This is a genomic window from Eionea flava, assembly GCF_055393785.1.
The window spans coordinates 2,241,205-2,266,001 of record NZ_AP036018.1 but is presented as its reverse complement, the minus strand read 5'-3'; the positions used below and the strand labels follow the sequence as shown (position 1 = coordinate 2,266,001).

The window sequence follows — 24,797 nt, the reverse complement described above, 5'->3', positions numbered from 1 at the left end:
TTTGCGCCATCGATCAAACCTGGCCCATCCCTAAATAAACCTATGACATTATTGGGATTTCCACTTAATTTACTCCTTAGGATATCTCATTATGAAAAAGCGTTACACAGATAGCCGTAATCAACCCGACCAATATTCACAGAAAAAATAACGTTGTTATTATTTACATATGAGCTTCAAACGTCTATTCTGGTGACAGAACAATCATAATTCAAAATATTTGCTGCTCGGACGCTCTTTGTGAAAGCTTTTAAGGATCTTACAACCTCCTGTTTTTTTCTATTACTACTCACAGTTTCAGCACATGCACGAGTTGATATTAGAAGTGCAGATCCACTGAATGTTCGTCATAGCTCTGAATCTGTTAAGTATATAGCTACTATTCTAGAGTGCGACAAACTAACCTCTATACACGTAGGGGCTGGCGATTCTTTAGAGCTATATAACACCGATGAAATAAGTTCAGCCTTTTCATTATCTAACTCATGTGAGGTTGAATTTTCGCTGGAGGGTGCGAATAACCTTAACCCAGCAGTTGCTCTTGTCGATAAGGAAGGTCTAAGAACCACCTACAAAGAGCAGTTTTTGGTTGAACAAACGCCTCCCACCATACGATTTCAAAATGTTTTTATTGAGACTGACCAGCAAAATGAAAACCCTGAACAGCACCTAATTGTTGAGGTTGTAGCATCAGATGATACAGATATTAGTTATTTAACCTTTGATGTTACGGGGTTACAGGCATCGCTACTCAGAAGCCATGGCGGTGTCGTTGCTGAAGCCAGTAAATATGCCTTCGCTGACACAGAGTTACCTACTAGGCTCTACCCGACAAAAGAATCCCAGACCCAATTTCAGTTTTCTATCCCGCTAAGCCAAATACTTACACCTGAACAAATTGCCTTTGATGGTATTGTTTTGTCAGATGTTAGTGTCACAGATGCGTCAGGAAATAGAGCTTCACTGTCGGAAGTCTCGTTTACCGGTGACACTATACGAGAAGAAGCTAAAAACTTGATTGTTCCCACTGTTGGAATTGTTATTAATAGCCCTCTTCAAACTCCAGTAATAACACCATCAGTTGAATTTCAATTTCGTGGTATTGTCCCACTTGCAGGTATTGGCCGTAATATTACCTACTTATCATCACACCCAGAAATAATAGGTATAACAGAGGCGGGCGTTATTTATGCTCTCAAGGAGAGTGGTGAAATTCCGGTGACTATTAAGGTCAGCTACCCCGGTTTAGAACCTGTTGATGTTCCTGTTGAGGCTGACTTCTCTAAGTCTTTAGTGGGTATCGGGCTAGAAGGTGTCGACTCTAATGGGGCTTTCGAACTACCAAGTCTCAATCAGTACCATCATTTACCGAATATCATTGGTTTTTTTGATGATGGTAGCCAAACCGTATTTAGCGGTCACTGGACTCCAGTTATTACAATCAATGAATCAGCCCAGCACTACTTAACTCAAAATGCATTCGGTCAAATTAGATCTAATATAGCGATAGGGAATGATTTTCCAGCGACAATTAATATTAGCTTAGACGAGTTAGAGGGAGTGTCGTCTCAAATTTCGATCGTTGCTACAGATCGTTTGCCGACTATTGAACTCGATATTCCTAGCCAAATCGTTTCACAGAGCGATCTAGTATTAAAACCAATTGTTGATGATGATGTGGGCGTCAGCAGTGTCGAATACTTTCAGGATGGCGGTAGTGTGACAATGGTAAATAATTTTCCGTATGAGCTGATCTTTCCTATATCAGAGCAGTTAGAGGGAAGAACCTTGTCATTTAGTGCCTTGGTAACCGATAGCAGTGGTCAAAAGGCCTTATCTCAAGAAAAGGCGATCATTGTTAAAGCACCATTTAAGGCACCTATCCCTGAATATACTTTCTCGTCACCGACAAATGGGCAGCGAAGCACGGAGTCCTCTCCAATTACTTTACAGATTGAAAGCTATTTAGGGGCCTTTCCAAATAACAAACTACGTAGCGGCATTACACGAGTGGAATTCTTGTTTGATGATGCTCAAGTGGCAACAGCTAGTTATCCTAAAATGAGTGTCCGAGATCAGGGCGTTTATGAAATTTGGGAAGTGAAGTCACATGTTCCATCGATTTCCACTAGGGAGACATCATTAGGGGTTAGCGCTAAAGTATATACAGCAGACGGTCATAGCGATGCCCCCCATAAACTCATCAGAATAGTAGAAAACATTTCTCCTCAGGTAAATATCATCTCTCCAGATGTTGGTAGTATTGCCACAGCGGGTCAGGTTCTTGATATAAAGGTAGAAGCCGTTGATGAAACCTTACCTCTTGGTACAACTATAGAGCTGTTGCTAAATGATGAAGTAATATTTACACGTCAGCACAGTGATAATAGTATTAATCCGAATAGCTTTGATGTTGAATCTGTTGTTGAAAGCTTTTCGTTCCCTGTGTCTGAAGAAGACATAGGGGGTACGCTTAATTTTATGGCAAGGGTGACCGACTTTCACCAAGATATAAATACTACGAACGTATTGCGTATTCAAGTTAAGGCGGATCAGGCTCCAACAGTATCCATTACTAACCCAACTGAAGGCGCCTCATTTGTTTCTGGTTTACCCATTCAGTTACGTGCGGACGCCGTCGATGACCTTAAGGTTACCAGTGTCAATTTTTATGTTAATTCTCGACTGGTAGGTTCGGATACACAGCCACCTTACGCCTTTCATTATGATACCCAAGACGGCTTGTCGACAGAGCAAGAACTAAAAATTCATGCTGTGGCTACTGACTCAGAAGGTAAAGAGTCTCTTAGTAATACGGTTAATGTCACACTTGGATATGATGAAGAGCCGCCAGTCGTTAATGTCAGTTCACCGGTAATTTCTGCAACTGATGCGGGTGATGATATCGCGGAAATTATTGAGCAGAGTGAGTTTGTTTTTAAAGTATCAGGGTTTGATAATGTTGCAGCGGTAAGAGCGAAAGCCACAGGCATTAGAAGGGAAGGTAACCGTTTTGTTTTAACTGGAAATACTAGCGATGTAATTACAGAAGCTGACTTTCCGATTGAAAATATTCCAGGAGCATTAAAAGCCTACAGCGCACTACAACTGGTTAGTGCGCCAGAGTACCAGAACTTAACGGACGGTGAATTTGATCGATACCCAGTAAATGTGATCGTTTTCGATGAGGTGGGGAACTCTTCTACAGTTAGTATCATCGTTGGCGTACATGCGGATAGCCCGCCTGAAGTCGTGGATATTGTTAGTAGTCGAGAGGCATATTTTAACAATGATATCCTAAAGCTAGATATTTTAAGCCGAGATGACCGCTCGGTTGAGCGATTAGAGATACGCTATATCCTCAATAACACCGAAATCAAAAAAACAGTTAAAGATAAGTCTAATGGTCTTATCCCGATGTCAATATTACAGGTTAGAGATGAGGTAGAGTTATCAACACTCACATTACCCAACCAAGAAAATATTATAAATATTGAAATAAATGCTTACGATTTACTAGGGCAGAAGTCAGCCGTTAAGAAACATTCCATATCTATTCTCTCTGACGATAACCCTCCATTGGCGTCTGTTTTTGATCCTGTTCCCGGTGCTCCATTATATGCGGGTGAACACAGAACGATTCAATTTAGAAGCATCGACGAAAGTGGACTAAGCAGAGTCACGATGAGTGTGGGAAATATCGAACTCTTTGCCCTATCTGCCGCTGCTTTAAAAGACAAAAAAAACGTTTCTTCATCTTATTCTTATCATGTTCCGGAAGGTGTCTCTTCGGTCGACTTTCAATTGAATGTGTCAGATGTCCATGGTAATCAAGAGACTTATACATACCCTTATCAAATACAAAGTGATCAAGCTCCCGTCATATCAATTAGGCATCCTGCAGCAGGGTCCCGTTACGTAGAGGGCGAAAGTTTCATTGTGAATGCCTTGATAACAGATGATCGTTTAGTCACCGAGGTAGAAGTTTTCATCGAAAAAAACGGCAGTTCTTTATTCAGTAAAACGTTTGATTCTAAAGAAATTCGCGAAACTATGGCGAGTAACGATTACTTTAGCGCTAATTTAAGAGTGCCAAATAAACCAGAGTCAGGTGGCGTCAGTATTGGGGTCAGAGCCAAAGATAGTAATGGGACCGTTGCAGAATATTTACTAGATCTAGTAATACTGGATGACCCAGAAAGCCCCATTGTTAGCTTTTCAAATCCTGCGGGTGATTTATCTCTTTACCCTGGAGAAAGCTTTGATGTTCAAGGAATTGCTAGTGATAATATTTATGTAGCCTCACTGACCCCCTATTTTATCACTGAGAATGGAGATGAAATCGCCGTTGAATGGGAGTCTTTCGCAAGAAATGACAGGTTAGAAGAAGTTCGTGTTGCCAATACGGACTCTTTTGGTACTGCGATTGTCGCAAGGCGTTTTTATGCTGATTATGAGGGACGCATCAGAATTCCATTAGATTTCACCGTTCATTCTGGTAGCAGCTTTGATTTTGTTATGAAAGCAAGTGATGAAGGCGTTAATACTAGTGTTTCAGCATCGAAAACAATAACGATTAAACACGATGACGAACCTCCAATTATTAGCCTTCAATCACCGGATGAGATTTTAGTTGATCGACAGGTTTCTGGCGAGTTATTAAAAGCCAGTATCTCCGATAATATTTTATTGTCGAGCTATAAAGTAACACTGACTGACCATGAATCTCGTGTTGTTCTAGAAGATGATGGTATCGATCGAAAAAAAGTTAACATTTATAATGAAGCTATTGATCTTGAGCGCCATGTTCCCGTGCCGGAAGAGGGCACAGGGTTCACTTTGAGAATAGAGGCAAAAGATACGTCGGGTAATGAAAAAGTTCTTGAAGAAGTTATTAGGGTCATTCCTGATATGCCGCCTACTGTGTCCCTTGAAGAAAACATATCAACAGAAAATAGCATCAAAGGAAGTCTGATTACCCCAAGACTGTTAATTGAGGACGATTATGTCTATTCCAGCGGTTATCAAAATCCGTTTTCGTTGTTTTATACTTCATTATCGGGGTTGTCCGAAGTTGCAAAAAGAAACTTATCAACCGAAGTAATAAAAGATGAAGAAACACTAATAAGACAAGATCGATTTCTTTTGAATTACCCTGAAAGTGGCTCTTTTTCAGGCAAGTTAGAAATTAATGCCAAGCAATATTGGCAGTTTGAAGAAGGGCAATCGACTTTTTCTCCGTTACAGCAAACCGATACTGGGCAAATCAACAGCCTTAATTTTAGTATTGATGGTTATAGAGTGAATTATCACTTAAGTATTTATTCAAATGATATATGTGCGGCTTCTCATCAGGAATACTTTATCACTGCTGATGATTTGGAAAGTAGTAATGGCTTACTATCTTTTGAAAAATACCTTCCAAATAGTAGAACCCGTTTGGTCATTACCCCGGAAATAGAGGGTGTTTCAGCATCAGAACAATTCTTAAAAACTATAGTGATACTAAAAGATGAGCTTCCGCTTTACTTAACCGTTGACGATGAATTAAATCAAACCCTTCGTACACAAGATTCATTACAACTCACAGTTAATGATAGTGAGTCGCCTTCCAATATAGCATTCATTAATATTTCACCTAAGTTTTTTGCTAAAAACGAAATTGAACGTTTTTCACATTATCACTCTATAAGCACGCTTGCTGATACAGAACATGTTGCCTTGTACGCATTGGCACATGACTCATTAAGTATAGAAAGAGGGGTGAATCCAGCAGCTTTTGTCTTCAGTACCGAGGTAATAGCAGATTCGTCCAATCCACTGGTGAGCATTGTATCTCCCGCTGATGCGACAGTTGCTATACCAGGGGCAGTGATTGAGGTAGAGGTGGCAGCAAGTGATAATACAGCAGGCTTGTCTAACATCAAATTGTTAGATGAACATGGATTTGTGGCTGATTTAGGCGGTATTTACCAAAAAGAAACGCCTTATGTTTTTCATTATCCCGTTCCAAAATATTTGCTAGGTGGTGAACTCAATCTTTCCGTTATAGCTGAAGATCATTCAGGGCGCACGTCATCAACGCAAATCACTTTGCCCATAGATAGTAATGAATTACCTCAACTTAGCTTTGAAAAATTTGAGACATATAAGGTAGATAACCGTTACTTAAAAGTAATTAATGACCCTGCTAGACTCAATTACGGAGAGTTTTGGGTTCGTATTGGAGAAACATTTTCTTTTCAAACCTTCATAAGTGATGACTCGGGTTTAGTAAAGTATACGATAAACCGAATAAATCGTGATGGCTCTATAGCTACTGAATATCAGCGCCATTACGGCTACCAATGCCCTATTTTACCCGATGTTAAAAGCACAGAAGTCGCAGATATTCTTTTCAATCAAATAGAACCTACAGAATATCAAGTCATTGTAGAAGATAACCTTGGGCAACTTACCACTCGCCGTTTTTTAGTTCATCCACAAAATAACATTTCTCCTGAAATACGGATTACCACGCCTTCTCCCGATCAATTTATAGTAGCGGGAACATTCCAAATGGAAATTGGCGTTTTAGCAGCAGATGATAGAAAGTTGTCAGATAAAGATATCAATTTATTTGTTAATGGTGTCCAGCTAACGCGAACACGATTGGCAGATAGTCAAGAAAAGGATGCATCGTATGCAAAAGCCTTAGATTCTATCTATGATGCCTATGAAGAAAAATACGATATTGATACGGCAAAAACTTATGCTCGGGCAGATAGCGAAAACCTACTACATTCAATATCGCTTTATAGTTTATCGAGCGGTTTAATTCGTTTTAATGAAAAAATAACAATTACTGCACAAATTAAAGATTCGGATGGCGTGTTAACAAACCACGAAATTGATTTTTTTGGGGCAGCAGATCTTATTAAACCGGAAATAGCAATTGTTAAACCTAATATTAGCTACGGTCCCCCAGAATCTTCTGATTTTACCGTCAGTTACCGAGCTTTTGATAATGTCAAAATTAGTGAGCTTGAATTATACACAACATATGGTGCACAGCTTACTGATGGCAGTTATCAACGGTTAGCATTTTCTAATACTTTAAAAAGTATCACTAATATTGGCGATGTTGATTACGAACCTGTTACTACAAATAATATTGACACACCTATATATGAGCAAAATATTCATGTTGATCGCCTAGCAGAAATTGCGAATAGATTTGAAAATATATCAATTGAGGATGTGAACCAATACGATATATGGTTGCGTTTTGTGACAAGAGATACGTCAGGTAATGAACGAGAAAGAGAAATAAGTTTTCCTGTACGAATAGATGATCGCCCGGTCGTTGATATCATCACGCCTCTTGATGGTAGTAAAGCGGTTGAGTCGACTAATCTCACGGTTAATGTTGGCGCATTTGATGATGTAGGTATTGACTCCCTTCGTTTAGTCGCAGATCACGGTGCAGGGACAAATCAACAAGAAATTTACAATATACTCCTTAGGCAGCCACCTTATAGTTTCAGTGTTCCATTGCCTCCCTATGATGACATTGATATAAAAAATAATAAGGTGACTCTATATGTCGAAGCTATTGACGCTTATGGTGCGGCATTTGGTGATCTTGACAAGCACATAGCAACGGAAACCATTGCTATAGAATTAGTTGAGGATGTGCCCCCTGAAATCGTCATTGCAACCCCTGAAAATGGCGATAACGTCACAGAAGGGGAGTATATTCTTGTTCAGGTTAATGCTATTGATGATGTTGCTATTGATAAGGTGATCTTATCTGCTAACGGGCTTATTGATGGCAATCGAGTCTTTACCGATGTTGTTTTCCCTTACGAATTTTTTGTTGAAATCCCCTATGGGCAAGCGGGTGTTCCTGTGACGTTTAGTGCCTCTGTAACCGAGTTAAGGAAAGCAGGCACCCCCCGCACTGTCATTACAACAAATCCTGTCATTATTAATGTCAATGAAGATGATATTCCCCCAGTAGTGAATATCAATTATCCGTTGAGCGAAGGCACTGCTATTGCTGAAAAGCGTACTTTCCCTTATGAAATGGAGGTTCGCGATAATGTGCGTGTTAGCACCGTCAGTGTCGCATTACTCGTAGATAGCAACCAAGATAGCGTATTTAGTGAAGATGAAAAGCAAAGTGAGCAGATATTACTGACGGGGCCTTATTTTGGTAGTGTTTCGGTAGATTCGATAGCTGAATATTTGGGTAGGACGGATGACTTACCTCAGCAGCTCGACATGCAATTTGTCATTACTGCCCAAGACGGCGCTGGTAATAAAACGATTGAAAAACGCCCAATATCACTAGTGACCAATTCTCCTCCAGAAGTCACTGCTATCCGTTTTCTAGATGAGAGTGGAAATAATCTTGGACTGGTAGACAGTATGACGGAGGGGAGAGAAATCGTTGTTAGTATATCGGCTACTGACCCAGAAGTAGGAGTAGATGCTGCCACTTTATATGTTGCCATGGGCGATGGGGACGAGCTTGAATATAAAAAAATTGGCGTTGATGGTGCTGCACCATTTCAATTCAATGTGCGCATTCCAGAAGGAAAAGTAGGAGAGACATTACATTATCGGGCCAGCGCTTTAGATATGGATGGTCACTCTTCAGATCTATCAGCTCCGCGCTCATTGTCAATATCAAAAGATCAGCCTCCCGAAGCAAAAATAGTTCAGCCTATCGAAGGCGCGGTGATTATTGATGGTCAGTCATTAGAAGTATACGTCGAAGTATCTGATGACCTAGGGCTTCAGGGTGTTGATAGGGTAGTGTTCTATGTAAACGATAAGCCTGTGTATACCGCCTATCAAAGCATATCGACCAATGATGGTTTTGCGGCAGGTAATAACTTGTATAAAGCGGTGATATACCCGCCTCAAGCGGTGGATGGTTTTACTCTACAAGCAGTGGCTTATGATATTCGAAATCAGTCTGGATCTACGCAGTCACTGACTGTCGGTCGTATCGACGATACAGTAGCGCCAAAACTGTCTCAGCTTCAACCTTTTAATGGAGATATTTTAACCACAGGAAAAGAGCTAATTTCTGTCGTCAGTGTGACAGATATTGGCATCGAAGAAGAGCGCCGTGTTTATATGACATGGATTAGAGAATATCAAAATATAGATGGTCTCTGGGTGACATTGGATGAAAAAGAAATAGAACTCTTTCGCGATGATTCAAGTACCGAACGACCAGATATTTTTCAAAGTGAGCCGGATAACCACTATTACATTTATTGGGCTCGTTTTGCAGATGGCTCTATTCTTCGTAGACAAGGCTACGACAGAGAGCGTGTTCGAATAGAAACAAGAATAGAGACGCCTAACCACAATGCTTACTCTACTACATTACATGAAGTAGGCATGCCAGTATCAGAACGTCGCTTTTTGGCTCCCCAAAGTGACATTAGTCTAGGTAAAACTGTTTATTACACAGCAATAGATCAATACATTAGCCCTGTTAGAGAAGGTGCTATGGTCGCAGCTTGGTCTACAAGAGATCCTGCCTTAACCTACGAAAATATTGTTCACAAACCTGTTGTTATAGACGAAAAGCCGGATATACCTTATACCGGTATCTTTCTTGTTGATCCGGCTGATGAACAAGAGGACAACGGAGATATCGGCGTCTACTCAGCATTGTTAAATGGCAGCAGCGAAATATTTATAGGGGCAATCTCTGAGATACATACTGATGCCAACTTTGTCTTTGCGGCTAAGAGTGCAATTGACGTTCCTTCTCTCGGTGAAAAGTTGAGTTTTGTTGCTGCCTTAGAACATGAAATCAATGAAAATCCAGAAAGTGGGAGCCTTTATTACGATAACCATAGCGCTGAATTATTAATTTTCTCCACTCAAAACGGCGACAATCAATTTGGCTTGCCTTATCTACTTTCTGCTCGTATGGACCTGCCTTTTAAAGAGGCTTACGGTTTAGACCGGCGTGATGACCTGGTATTTGTTGCCAATGGTAACGGCGGTATCCAAATTTTTGATATTTCAAATGCAACCGCTCCTTACCGTATTGGTTTTATCAAACCAGATGGCTACGCGCGTGATGTAAAAATATCGGGTAATTATGCTTTTATTGCCGCTTCTCACCAAGGAGTCGTTATTGCAGATATTAGCAATCCTAGCCTGCCAATCGTGAGCACATTAGATACTTTAGGTATTGCTAATCGTTTACATATCGTGGGAGATAAACTTTACGTCAGTGACATGTCTGGTGATGGTCAAGTGTCGCAACTCAATATTATTGATATCCGTAACCCTCAGTCGCCTGTATTAGAGCGAACTATATCACTGACACCGCAGCGTGCAGACTTTGTTAGCGACGGAGTCTACGATGTGCATGTTTCAGGAAATAAAGCGTACACGACGGTTTATTATTCTGATCAAGAAGATAGTCAAGTACAAAGCATAGTAGAAATCATTGACTTACAACAGCTAGAAAAAGTCGGTGTAGACCCATCAATTCCAGCGGTTATTCATCAACAAGCAACAAACGATAATTATGAGATAAGGGATTTAACGCTTGCTCGTGGGGCAATACAAGTCGCTGCAAGCCGTTCGGGTATTAATCGTATTGAGTTATCAGAATTGGCTGTTGTTGATCATATTCCAGCGATTAATCAACGTTTTGTAAGTAGTGAGCTTGAGACTATTACGATAGAGCTATCATCAGTTTTACCTCCAGCTACAGACCTAGCGAGTTTTTTTGATGTTTATGAAGGCGCTGTCATTTCAGATGGTAACGGCAATTACAGCTTGGGAGAAAAAATCACCGATAAGTTTACTGTCACTTTTAAAACACGTAATGGTGAACCAGCGCATCGTTATGTTGAGCTAACACCTATAGAAGAACTAAGACATAATTATGAGTATGTTGTTGTCATAAAAGAAGGGTTAACACCGCTGACAGGGCATGCATTAAGCCGAGACTATACATTTTCTTTTTTCACCTCTCCTGCGGGCGCAATGGTGCTACCAGATATTCAATCGATAGCACCTAATTCAGGTTCTATTGAAGGTCAGCAAACGTTGGTTGTCGAGGGCAAAAATTTTGGTGAAAAGCCAGCGTTATATTTAGGAGGTTTACCGCTAGTCATTAATGAATACCAACCCGCAATAGATGATGAAAGTCTTGACCGAATTGTTGCGACTACTGTGCCTAACGCCGCAGGGCCGGCCGCCGTAAAAGTAGAAACAGAGCATCGCTTAGAAGATACCGTGATCGGTGCTTTTAATTACTTAGATATTCTACAAGTCTCCTTTGTTAGCCCTGCTGTTGTTGATGTTAGTCAGGTGGGTGTGAATAACTCCGTCGATATTATCGGCTATGGTTTTCATGGCGGGGTGAGTATTCGTGCATACCCATCGGGTCAACCAGAATTAGCCGTTGTTGATAGGGTCGACTTAAATCGCCTGAGGTTAGAAACTCCCCAGCTCATGCATTGGGTCGTGCCTGATTTTGGTAATAATTATCGAGGATTTATCGATATTGAAATTACAGACAATAAAGGGCGTTTTTATTATGCGCCACAAATATTGTTTTACGGTAATTTATCATCAGGCGTGAGTATAGATTTAGAAGAAGCATTTACTCCTGGTGAGATACAAAATGAGTTGCTAGCCAATCAAAACGGTTATTCATTGATTACCAGAGATCCGTCAAAGTTACCCGCAGGTCAATTGGTGGGTATAGACGTTGATAGTGATTTAGGCATTATTTATGCTCTAGGAAGGGGAGGGCCGTTAACCGGTACTGGAGCCCCAAGACCTGAAAACATTCTTAATCAAGAAGAGATGCAACACTTCATGTCTCCTAGCTGGTTGGAGCTCATTGCTTACAACCGAGAAGAGATCGAGCATGCAGCTCCAATGGTGGGCTTAGGATATTTTGATTTACCACAAGATCTTAATGTCTCTGGTATGGTTCTAGGTGAACAACATGTTTATGTTGCCGCCGAAGGCATGAACTTTCCGCATATTAATACACCCCACGAAAATGACATATGGTTACTCGTATACGATCGTGAAGACCGTCATCCGAGTGATACTAGTGGCGATACGAAAGATCGAGATATTCTTTATAAAATGTCATTGCCTCTTGATCAAGCACCGAGTCAATTACTGATTAAAGACCACTTGCTAGTGGTAAATGGAGGCGCATCAGGGATTCTCATTATTAGCTTGGCCAATCCGCTCAAGCCGGTAGTGATAAAAACAATTTCTCATTACACCAAAAATAATTTAGTCAACATAATAAACGCTAAAGATATTAGTATAGAGCGACATTACCTTTCAGTATTGCTCTCTTCCAGTCGCTTAGTATTTGATTTAAGTAAACCGGGTGTGCCACAAATTCAATCATCGGCTATTAGCTCTCGCCAAAATATCAATCATATGGCGAGTATAAAAACGTTAAATCACACGGTATACGCCAGCACGAATACCATAAGTATTATGGATGATCGCAATATTAATAACCCCTTAGAGGTAGCAGAATATAGTACCGGCGGTTTAGCACAAAACGGAAAACCTGAAGCAATAGGAACGAATACGTCGTTGGTTTCTACCTTGGTCGGGCCTGGAAGTTACTATTTAGGGTTATATGATACCAGTGACAGCGATAATATTAATTTACAGGATGTCGTGAAACTGATAGATGAAGAGAAATTAGAGTATTCACGCTATGCATTTTCTCAACTAGATAAATGGCCTTTCGTACACAGTGACGATGGTTTGGTAGTGACTGCGGTACAAAATGATGGAATCTGGTCTTTAGAAATTCTTGATACCTATATGATAGACCTCGTCAGTACTTATCCTGCACAAGGGGCTAGTGGTATCGGTGTCGATCAAGGGATCAAACTACAATTTACGCATGATATTCAAGTACCGAGTGATCAAACAACCGGAGAATACCTATCTCGTTATCTCGCTCTACTTTATGATGACGGCAGTGAAAACGGAATGCCCGTCTCGGTTGATATCACACTCGATGCGAATGATTCTAGAATTGTTTATATTACGCCAACCACATTGCTGCACGAAAATACGTTATATCGATTAGTATTATCTGCAGAGCCTACCGACGGTGGAAGAAGAGCCACAGGGCTTTTTAATCACACACTCACTTTTACAACCGGCATCGGCAACGGTGTTAGTCCAGAAATTGTTTCAGTCATTCCCGCCGCTGTAAATATTAGCGGTGATACTACAACAGTGATTGCTCGTCATACAAAAGATCCTGCGTTTTTAATTGCCGGCTTACCTGCAAATATCATTAACCAGCAAGTGTTAGATGAGAGTCAAGTACAGTACACAATTCAAGTTCCGAGTAACATTGCCGGCCCGGCTAGCGTAAAAATCACTAATATTGATGGGCGTCACATGACCGTTATTGGCGCCTTACAATATTTAGAGCCTTTGGTAATAGAGTCTATTAGCCCTATACAAGGCAGTGTTGTGGGTGGAACAACCGTTAGAGTTTCTGGTCTGGGTTTTCAAAATGGGGGCGGAGAGACACAGGTTTACGTTAATGGAGTGTTAGCGAGTCCAGAAAAAACGAAAGTGATTGGTTCAAATTTACTAGAGTTTGTGACTCCTCCTGGGCAGCTAGGAGAAGCAGACATTCAAGTGGTCAGTGGCGTGCAAGAGCAAACCTTGCCTGATGTTTTTTCTTATCTTCAACCAGCCAAATTCAACATATCCCACAAGGGTGTTCAGTTCTATGACGTCCATATTGACCCTACCGGTAACTACGCCGTTGTTGCTGCGGGTGCTGCGGGTGTCCATATCTACAATATTAATTCGTCCGGTTTTATTGCTGATGCGAGTGATGTGACGAATGCCGATGATCTACTAGCCCTACTGGATAAAGACGGTAACGGAGAAGATGATAGGCTTGTGGCTCGTATTTCATTACCCAATAACTATTTTGCGTTAGGTGTTGATCTATTTTTTGAAAACAATACAGACCGCATATTTATTACCGCTGCGACCTCGGCAGGCTTTTCTGGTCACAGCAATGACGCAAAACTTTTTATCGCTGCAGTTGATAGCCATGATATTAGCCAGGCCACAATCATTAATGAGTTACCTCTCGATGCAACTATTGCTAAAGGGTTGGTGGTTGAAAATGATCAAGCCGTATTGGCTATGGGTGATAAAGGGTTGGGCTTCGCCGATATTTATTTACACAATAAACTATATTTTGGTGATTACTTACCGCTCAGTGAAGACAAGCCAGCATTAGATGTTGCCAAACTAGATGCACCAGCAGGTATAACAAGATATGCCGTCGCTGCAGGAGAGTACGATTTTTATAATCGTCGTTTAGTTGATAAAGAAGTCGTGGGTAAAGGAGGGTTTTATCTAGCCGAAAGAGACGTAAACAAAGGCTTATCTATTCTATCTAGCCTTGATATTCCCTCAAGTAAAGTGCTTGTCAGTCCTGGTTCGCATTCGGCACCTTCTAGTCAGTATGCTTATCTTGCTGCGGGTGATGCCGGTGTGGTGGTGGTTGATATTTCCGATGTTTATGCCCCTAAAATCATAAAACGGATTGAGGTGATTGCTCATGATATAGATATCAATGGTGACCTTCTCTATGTCGCACAAGGTACAGCGGGCATCGCTATTTTTAATATCGTCGATCCTTTAAACCCCATTAAAGAGCATGGCTTATATCCCCATAACGGTAGCGAACTTGACTTGGTCGTGGCTACCAATTATTCAGGGATAGGTTTAGGTATTAACGCTTCCTCTGGGAGTGGCGTTTTACAAGAAACCCCAGATACCACATTAAAACTACATCAGATGGAACCGGTCAGTGGCATTCTTGATAAAGATGTGGAGGGCTTTATAAAACTGAGGCTACGTTTTAACAAGGCCATTGATTTATATCCAGAAAATAAAAATTATTTTTCTGTGAAAACCGCGAGTGGCGATACGCTAGAGTCCAGCATTAGTATTGTCAATAATGATGCCATTATAACCTTGCTTAATACTGAGGAACTTAATGTTGGTGACTTATTAGTTGTTGAAATACGTGAAGGGTTGCTGGCAACAAAACCGGTATTGAACCACGGGCAGCAAATTAATATAGAGCTGTATCGTTTCAATGCAACTCAAACATTGCCAGTCACTTATCGAGGAGTGAGGCCCGATACCATTGCTATTGATAGTATTTTACCGCGCCGCATACCGCTCAATACTCAGCAAAATATGACCATTTCAATGCTCGGTATCGATGACGACATCAACCGTTTAAAAGTATTTATTGGTAATAAAGAGGCAACCGTTAACTCGATAGAGCAAAACTCTAGCGATGAACGCATCGGCATTGCGCAGATTACTGCATTACCGATTACCCATAAAGGCCAATACGATGTCACTGTTCTAGTCGAAAAAGATGGCTTGTGGGAACAGCGCATAGCGCATGGCGGCGTTGTTGTTGATGCCCCTATTCAGTTTACGAACATCACCCCAAAATGGGGCCCATTAGTGGGGGGTACGACAGTCACCGTCACTGGTGTTGGTTTTGAACCCGGTAATACTGTGATGGATGGCTTGAATATCAGTATCGGTTCTCAGCCGGTGCAAAATATACAAGTGCTATCAACCACTAAACTGACGATGGTGACCCCCCGAGGTGTTTCGGGCCTTAATACGGTATACGGCCAAGATCGTTATGGAAATAAAACAACGCTCCAAGGTGAAAATGGCTTTGGTTACGGAATTAAACAGCTCGCTAATATCAATGCAGAACTGATTAACCCAGAAGATGTAATTATCGATCACGAGAGCGGAGTTGCAGCGGTCGCTACCGGATATTTTGACGAGAAAAATTCCGATAGAATATTTAAACAAGAAAAATTTAATGAATCATATTTTGCTGGTACCTTCGATATACAAAATCCTAATGCTCCATTACTGGTTGGCGGCGCGAATACTTTACCGGCAGGTGAAAAAGGCGTCCAAGAACTTTCTCGTTATGCAAAACAAATACATCTTAATAATAAACGTTTAGCCAATGGTGTTCTTTCTGACGAAGATGAAATAGAGTTTGATCGTGTTGAAGGTAGTAAGCTATCGTTTTCTGTCGATTCACTGCGTTTACAAGCCACCGAAGATAATGAAAACGGTATTAAGCGTAAACGGCTTTATGTGGCCTCTGGCGTAGCGGGGGTAACGCGCTTAAATTTTGATGAGCAAAACGGTCTGCAAAAAATTGATAGTCTTGGACGTGGTGATATTGCTCGTGATTTACACAAAACAGGTTTTAGCTTATTTGCTTCCATTACTGCCACAGGAGGCACCGATAATAAACCAAGTCTTTGTGGTGTAGCTACAGCCCCTGCCCCAATTATATCTAAAGGTACAGCATTATATAATTATGCCAACTATGGCGACCCTGTTAATTTAGGCTACTTGGCTAATCTACCCGGCGGTGGAGTGATGCACTATGCCAATGGGTGGTTGTTTAATGGTGGTGGGGCGCTGTCTAAGAGTTTCACAGGCTGCCGAACGGATTGGCAAACCATAACGTCGGTTGCCGCTCTTGAATGGCACACCGACAAGATAAGCAGTGTCAATATCTTTGACCCATTACAGCGCAGTGAATATACCTTCGATGCAACGGTATATGATCTGCTGACCTATGGTGACTATGTTATCGCTGCTCTTGGTGTTAAAGGTGTAGAAATATTCCACCGTGATACACCGAGTATAAGAACACGTGTTGAACTCACCGGGTTACAAAAACATCGAGGTAGCGCACGCCGTTTAAAACGCTTTGGGAATGTGCTTTTTGTCGCAGCGAGTAATGCGGGTGTTATTGTTATAGACCTAACAGCGCCTATGTCCCCGCGTGTTGTTTCTGCGGGTAATGAAGAATATATTAATTCCTTCGATGTTTATAAAGATCGCTTAATTGCTGGTGGTGGCAACACCGGCTTGCGCACCTTGCAATTGCCTGCGGCTATCGTGGTTTCTTCGTCCGTATCGCAAGGGGGTTTTATTGGTGCTCACGAGAGTTACCTTATTCATTTCAATGAGGCCATTTACACCGATTCTGTCTCTCAGCCAGGCACTGTTATCGTTAAACGCGTGGATACTAATGAGATTATTCCCTCCACTGTAACGGCTGTTGATCAGGTCGATTCTAGTGCTCGTCAATTTGCCATTGATTTCCCTAAAGAGGCAGGTGTGTCTTATCAGGTGACGGTAGACAATGTACGTAACCTACGGGGTACCGATCAGTGGGTTGCCTTTACAGAAACCATTCAACAAACCGATACCGACGCACTGCGGCCTATTTTTTCTGGCATCGTTAATAACTTGTATCATATGGGGTCACAAGAAGAGATAACCATTCAAGGTGAAAATTTCCGCCCGAATATTCAAGTCCTTATCGACAATTACCTTGTGGCGGTTAATTGGGTTGATGAGCAAACACTAAAAATTCCGCCGTCAGCATTAGATATTCTTCCATTATCGGTAGGGCAGCATCACCTACGATTAAGAGATGTTGATTTAGAAGTCGCGGTGCCCGGCGCTATTATTATTGCTGATACATTAGCGAAAACGACCTTTACACTAAGCGCAGATTCAGTCGATACGCTGGGTGGAAAAAATATTACGATTACTGCATCGAAGCAAAGTATTTTACCTGGCAGCCGTGTGATTTTACGTTCGCAAACGAATGAAATACGCAGCGAAACTAATGAATTAGGTTTTGATGTTATTGATTTATTAGATGATGTTGAAAGCCTAGACCGCTTTAGTTTTCGAGTGCCAGGAGTATTAGTGCCAGAACGCTATCAAGTGTATTTATCTATTGCGGGTACAGAAGTATGGGTGGGTAATATTTCTTATACATTATCCAATGGTTTAGGTATTCAATTACCCAATTACCCACATCAGGTGTTGGGAGCAGCTGTAGTTAACGATAATGTACTCTTTGCGGGTGTTAAATCGGGGTCAGATCCTACCCATGAAAATCGTTTTTTAATGGATGCGGGTCTAGAAATTTATGATATTAGCATTTGGGAATATCCAATTAGACTGGGTCAGTTACGTACAGAGCAACCGGTATTAGGTATTGAGGTTGTTGATAATAATGCTTACTTGGCCAATGCCGAAAATGGTTTGGCGATAGTTAATATTACTGAGCTCGATAAGCCGCTCTTAATTAAGAGCTTATCGACTCCGGGTAGTAGCGCTACCGACGTTTCTTATGATTTGCGTAATTCAGTGCTTGCGATGTCGGTCAGTGATCCTTTAGGTACAGGATATATTCGTTTTTATAATACAAAAAACGATCAATTAAACCCACCGGAAGGCTACACCACTATTGTTTTCGCTGAAGGTGAGTTACGTGGTCAGCCGGTTGATATTCAGTGGTTTGATAATCAACTTTATGTACTTTTTAAACGAGACGATCAGTTACATTTAGCCATATTTCATAGCTTGCCAGATATTACTCATTACTCTATTCAGCCTGTCGAACGAGCCTCAGTAGATAATATTGATGAGGCTTCACTTCATGTGCAATTTGGCCAAGTGACGGTTAGTAATAATAAAGAAATTATTGTTTTACAGCCCAATGCCGAATCAGAATATGAAAATATTTACTGGAACACTATTGCTGAAGGTGGAGAGTTATTAGCCAATGTAGGAGGCACATTTATTAGTAACACAGAGGGTATTGTGGATACAGCAAGCCCCTCATTAGTCGTATCCAGTATCACGCCTGAAAACGGCTCATCCGTTGCGAAAAACGAAAGTATACGCATTCAATTTAATGACTTAATTAATACCCAAGAAAGCGTGTTAAATGAAGCCATTATCATTGCCACCGAAACGGGTGAAAGACTTGAGCTAGAAAGCTATTCACTTGAAGGTGTTAATACCCTTGCTGGAGCCTACATTGATATCAATTTCACAGAAGCTAATACTTACTCTGGAAAAATTACCGTCACTGTCTCTACAGGTATTCAATCCTTAGGTGCTGTCCCATTAGCATCGCCTGTTAGCGTGTCTTATACATTGAGCGGCAGTACACGACCACAAATAAATACGATTAGACGTTTAGACAGCGATGGTAGCGTCGGTCAACATTATTTTCATGGAGAAAATACAGAGACGGCCATTGTTACTGGAGATAACTTTGGTAGCGACCCGGCAGAAATTACGGTTTTCTTGGGTGAATCCATTATCGATATTGCACAAATTAAGCGCGTTAATCATCGTGAAATTGAATTCACCTTGCCTAATCTCTTTTTAAGTAATGAAGTGACTAGCTTGCCCCTTACCATTATTCGTCATGGATTGAGCGTCACTCAACATGGCGCAGTAGTGATTTTGCCTGAGGTCAATATAGATGCTATTGATCCTATCATTGGTCCTCCTCAAGGGGGCAATATGGTCACCTTATATGGCAGAGGCTTTAATCATTCGACAATGATTAAGTTTGACGGTGTGATTGCGGGTGATCTTCAAGTGCTAAGTAGTAATCAAGTGAAGGTTAGAGCCCCCTCTGGAGATTTTGGCTATGCGTCTGTCACTGCAGAGAACCAACAATTTTTAGGTGAGATCAGTTATTCCCCAACGGACTATTTCTATGCTGGGCAACAAGCGGGTTCTATTGATCTTGATGACGCAAAGTCTAGCCCTGTTTCTGCTTTATATTTAGGAGAGCAAATTCTCTATGCAGTGACGGGAGGGCACTACGATGTTGTTGGCGATAATAATGAGGAAGATACTTATACGATAAGTTCGAGAGTGGCTCGCTTAGTTGTCGCCGATGTTTCAGATCCTGTAAGACCACAAATAACAGAAAAGAATTTTTCTGATCAATTATTGCCCTATCATTATGATGTTAATGGTGGGCTATCACCCGATGGTTTCGTTGCATTATCAGGATATGAGAACGACTTGTTTGCTTTGGGCGGTGATCGCTTATTTCACTTTGATATCACGCTGCCATCAGATCCTAAGCTATTAAGTCAAACCTATCTTTTAAGTAATGCGCATGATCTCGAATTGGACGGCAATGTTCTTTATGTATCTAGTGAAGAAGGAATACACGTCTATGAAATAACAGAACAGCGCCAACTTCGTTCGATAAAAATAATGTCTTCAGAAAATTTAGGCGGCGCTGCACATCAACTTTACTTAGCTAAACAGCTTTTATGGGCGACCTTACCTGAAGAGAAACGAATTGTTGCCATTGATGTAATGTCGGGGCAATATCAGCTTGCTTATAATATTGCTACAGCTAGGTCTTCAGGCCAGTTGTTATCACCTAAAGATTTACTCGTAGATGGCGAACTACTCTTTGTTTCGACAGGTAAGCAGGGTAGCGTAGAACTGTTTGTTATTAATGGCAGTGGAGCCACGCCAGTTGCAAGTTTGTATTTACCTTATTTGGTAAGCAGTGGTGATCTCGATGCAGGTCAACTAGCACTTCACGGGCAAACACTCTATGTCACAGGAGGCCAAGGTGATCTTCAGCTATTTGATATTTCCCCTTGGCTAGCGGGCAATTATCACTCAACGATTAATTTACAAAATTATTTTTCAGTTTTGGGTAGTGCTCAGTCTTTTTCATTCCACCCGCGTGCGATATATGTTGGCAGTGTCTTTCCGTATGTTAATGCTGAACCCGCAGAAAATCCTATTACAGCCGGAAGTAATATTACGGGGCTTGGTGGCCGCTTAAATTCGGTGATTAACAATGATTTAGTGATTATTGATCAATCACCCAAAGCAAACCATTATCTATCTACTCACGCTGATATAGAAATATCATTCAATCGTCATTTAGATTCTCAACAGATAGAAAATTTGGGCGACCAACTTTTACAAGTGACGCTAGATGGTATAAATATAGATGGCGTTGTATCGCTAGAAACCCATAAAAATGGGTCTACATTACTATTTAGGCCTCTCAACCCTCTACACAATGCGACTCGCTATCGAGTGACACTGTCAGCAGACATTAGAGATAATTTACAGCAACCTTTGAAAAATGATTTTAGCTTTCGTTTTACAGCCACTAAGAACCTTGCTCCAGTTCTTAATGATGTCTCACCTTCTTATGGAAGTTGGAGAGGTGGCGAGAAAATTACGCTTAACGGAAGCCACTTTTCTGACCAAACAACAATTTCTGTTGCGGGTAAAGTACTTGAAACGAGTCAAATAACACAAGTTTTAGATAACAAAATCGTATTTACCTTGCCGGCGCTTGAGGCTTCACCGAGCGATAATTTACTCGTCGGCATCGAAGTAAGTAATGGCGTGTTAAGCGACAGTAAGGCAGCAGCACTAACGTACATTAGTGATCCAGTAATTGTAGAAGCTGGCGCATATAATCGAATCAACCAACAATTTACACCTAACCTAAAACAATTTGCCTTTAATAGTGAAAGCGTCGTCGCATTATCGGGTACAGGCTTTAGTGACCAAACCGTCGTTAAAGTTAATGGGCATAATGTTGATGATGTGGTGCTAGAAAAGCCCGGCTTATTGAGTCTAAGATTGCCTTTAAATACATTAGGTGAGCTAGAAATAGCGGTTTCTAACTTAGAGAGTACGGCTGATCAGTTTGTTAATACAGAATTGGCGATCGAACTCAGAGCGACTAAGCGCCTTGAGAAGATGAATGATTTCCACCGATTTGAACACTTGCTGTTATTTACAGAAGGCAATGGTTGGCGCTTGGCGAGCACCTTAGAACACAATACACCGCAAACATTATCTACTGGTGTATTACCAGGAAAATTGATCGATGTCGCGATTAACGAAAGTTATGTGGTATTTGTCGTTGAAGAGTTAGGCCATAGAGCATTGTATATTTACAATATCAGCAATGTATACGCACCAGAATTGATCAATCGAATAGATAACCCTGAACATTTACTAATAGATAATATTTTCATTTTAAAGGACAGCCTATTCGGATATGTTGATAATGTTCTCTTCAGTACAAATATCAATGGCAGTAATATTAATCAAACTTCTCTTTCGGAGAATGTGATTGATATTGCCCATGACTCAGAAGGCATTTATGTACTTTATCGCTCACGCGTTGACTTTTATAAGCCGGATGCTCTTAATCGTATTGAAAGTAGCTACGAACACACTTTACTCGCCCCGAAAAATTTATTACTTGACCAGCAGCGCATAGGTATTCGCTCAAATACCATCATTGAGATACTAGATTCACCAAAATTAAAAGCTCAGGTGCTTGCTCCAAGTCTAGGAAAAATAGCGATAGATAATGTTAATGCTGCACTTAATGGTGAATTATTACTCATTCAAAATAGTAGCAATGCTCACTTTAACGTATTTGATATTAACCCTGCTGAGAATGGATTAACCATTGAACACTTGGCAGATATAAACATTGCAGGATATAAGCCCGTTGAAAACAGTAAAATTTATGGCGGACTGCTAGAGTGGATAGCTGATAACGATTACTTCAATGTTGAACTGCCGTTTAATAATGTTTTAAGTTTACTGCCCGAAAAAATAACATCATCTAAAGAGCTGCTTGATATTTCAATTTATGGAGAGCTTAGCGATTGGGAAAAGGTAACAATAAAAGTTGAAGATTCTTTAACGGGCCAAGCATTATTAGGCTTTAATCGAGTAATAGGTAATAAAGTCACGCATACATTAGTCGGTTCAGAGTATGAACTAGGGCGTACATATTGGGTTTCTCTAGTTAATCAACCTCAACAGTCGGTGAGTGGCACAAAAGTCGAGATAAATTTACCGTGGTCTATCACGTCGGAAGCTATTTTTGATGTGTTACCCGCCCGTTTAATAGATATTTCCCCCAAAAACAGCTTGCTGAATGTCGATACAGAATATGAAGTTTATGGTCAGCAATTAAATACGATTTCTGCTTTAGAACTAGGGGATGTAATACTCCCAGCTGATCAGTTATCTATCAACGAATCTGGCACAGCACTTAAATTTTCTGCTGATTTTATAACCCCAGGCTTTAAAACGCTACGTGCAATACAGTCAGGACTGTCCTCCTCCTCTGTATTGCCTGCAGCTGTTTTACTAACAGAGTCGATGCAGATTAATGATGTTCAGTCGAACAATGCGAATGGCGATAAATTATTAAGTGATTCCGGTGATACTAAAATCACTCTATCCGGAGTGGGCCTCTATGGAGATCTAGAGGTTCATCTAGTCGCGCATCAAGAAGGGGTAACGCCTAGTGAAGCTAATCGTCTGTTCCACCGTTTTGAAGACGGCAATATTGTTATTGATCAAACGCCAAGCCTTATTGCTAATAAGGTTTATCAGTTAATAATCGTTAGAGAGAGTACAAATGAACAGGTCGTCGCTGCTAACGATCAATTACTGACTATTATTGATGACACAACACCTCGACTAATAGAGGGCGACATTGATCACTTTACTAACAATAGTCCGTTAGTTTTACCGTTTAACGAAGCTGTTACTGCATCAGGCTTTTCAGTAATAAAGCAATATAAAGATTACAGTAATAACGATGATGAAGATGTTTCACATCGTTTTGAACTTGTGAACCTCACTGACACTGTTTTATCGTTACGATTAAAGTTTGGTAGCGTTTTAGAGGACAATGCAAACTACGTGATTTCTATTTCCGGCATCAGCGATTCAGCCGGTAACTTAATACATCAAATTAATCATAATGAAGCAGGCGTTTATAAAGATAACTTTTTAGCTAACGACACACTACCGCCTAGAAACGTACAAATCGTGCGCACCCATGATTCGCTACCTGTAAACGAAGCGATGTTATTAGCTCGCGCTAATACGTATAGTTTTACCGTCACGGCAGAAGATAATTATTTGTCTTCTAAGCAACTGTCTTATCATTATAGATTGTCAACTGAGTTAGATGCTCCAAAAACATCAGAAATAAAAATTCATGGTAGGAAATTTTCAGAAAATACACATGTCAACGATGATTATTTTGAAATTCGTTTAGTAGTTTCAGACTTTAAACAAGCCGCTACAGAAAAAGCCTTTAGAGCCTCTTTACGTGATTTATCCCTTAGCTTGGATAGCTTTACTATTAATCCAATGATTCCTGAAGAGGCTTCTCCATCTACACTTTCTTTTGATTTGGGAGGAGATGTAGAGCAAGTTAATACCATTAAAATGGGGGTTGTGCAGATTAATGGCGGTCAACCTATCGATGTTACAGATCAATATGATGCTACTACAGGTCTAGTTTCAGCCACATTTGTTAACCCTAAAATAAAAGACTTAAGTGCGTATGGTGAGTCTTCTTCTCCTTTCCAAATGACAGCTAAGTTACTCGTCGAGTATGGAGAAGGCTTAAGCCAAATGTTTGAGAGAAACTACTCTTTAGTAACCGATAACACAGCACCAACTATAACCATTGTTTCACCTGAGAATGGTTCGTCAGTTGCTATGGGGCAGCCTGTTAATGTTCTTATCAAAGCGTTTGATAAATACGGTATCGAAAAAGTAGAAGTCTCTAAAGATGGAGAGAATTTCCAAGAAATAGCAGACCCGTCTCTCTATATCTTTACACCCACAGAAGCAGATAAAGACGGCGTTACGGTTGCTGTGAGAGCTACAGACCTCAACGGAAATATAAGCTCATTGTCGACAATTAATTTAGCGACCCATGCTGATCAAGTAGCAGTCCCGTTTTTAGATATATTGTCGCCTAGAAATGGGGATACTTTCCGTGAGGGGGAATTGATTACTTT

General features: G+C 40.8%; 1 protein-coding gene (running past one end of the window). It reads left to right on the top strand.

Annotation, left to right across the window (positions count from 1 at the left end; all coding sequences use genetic code 11):
* The first annotated feature begins 240 nt into the window (after positions 1–240).
* A protein-coding gene (locus ACZ5O6_RS09770) for an Ig-like domain-containing protein (protein WP_464283508.1) crosses the window boundary here: on the top strand, positions 241–24,797 show its 5' portion. The gene runs 14,524 nt beyond the window's last position; the window shows 24,557 of its 39,081 coding nt (coding positions 1–24,557); its start codon is at positions 241–243; its stop codon lies beyond the right edge, outside the window.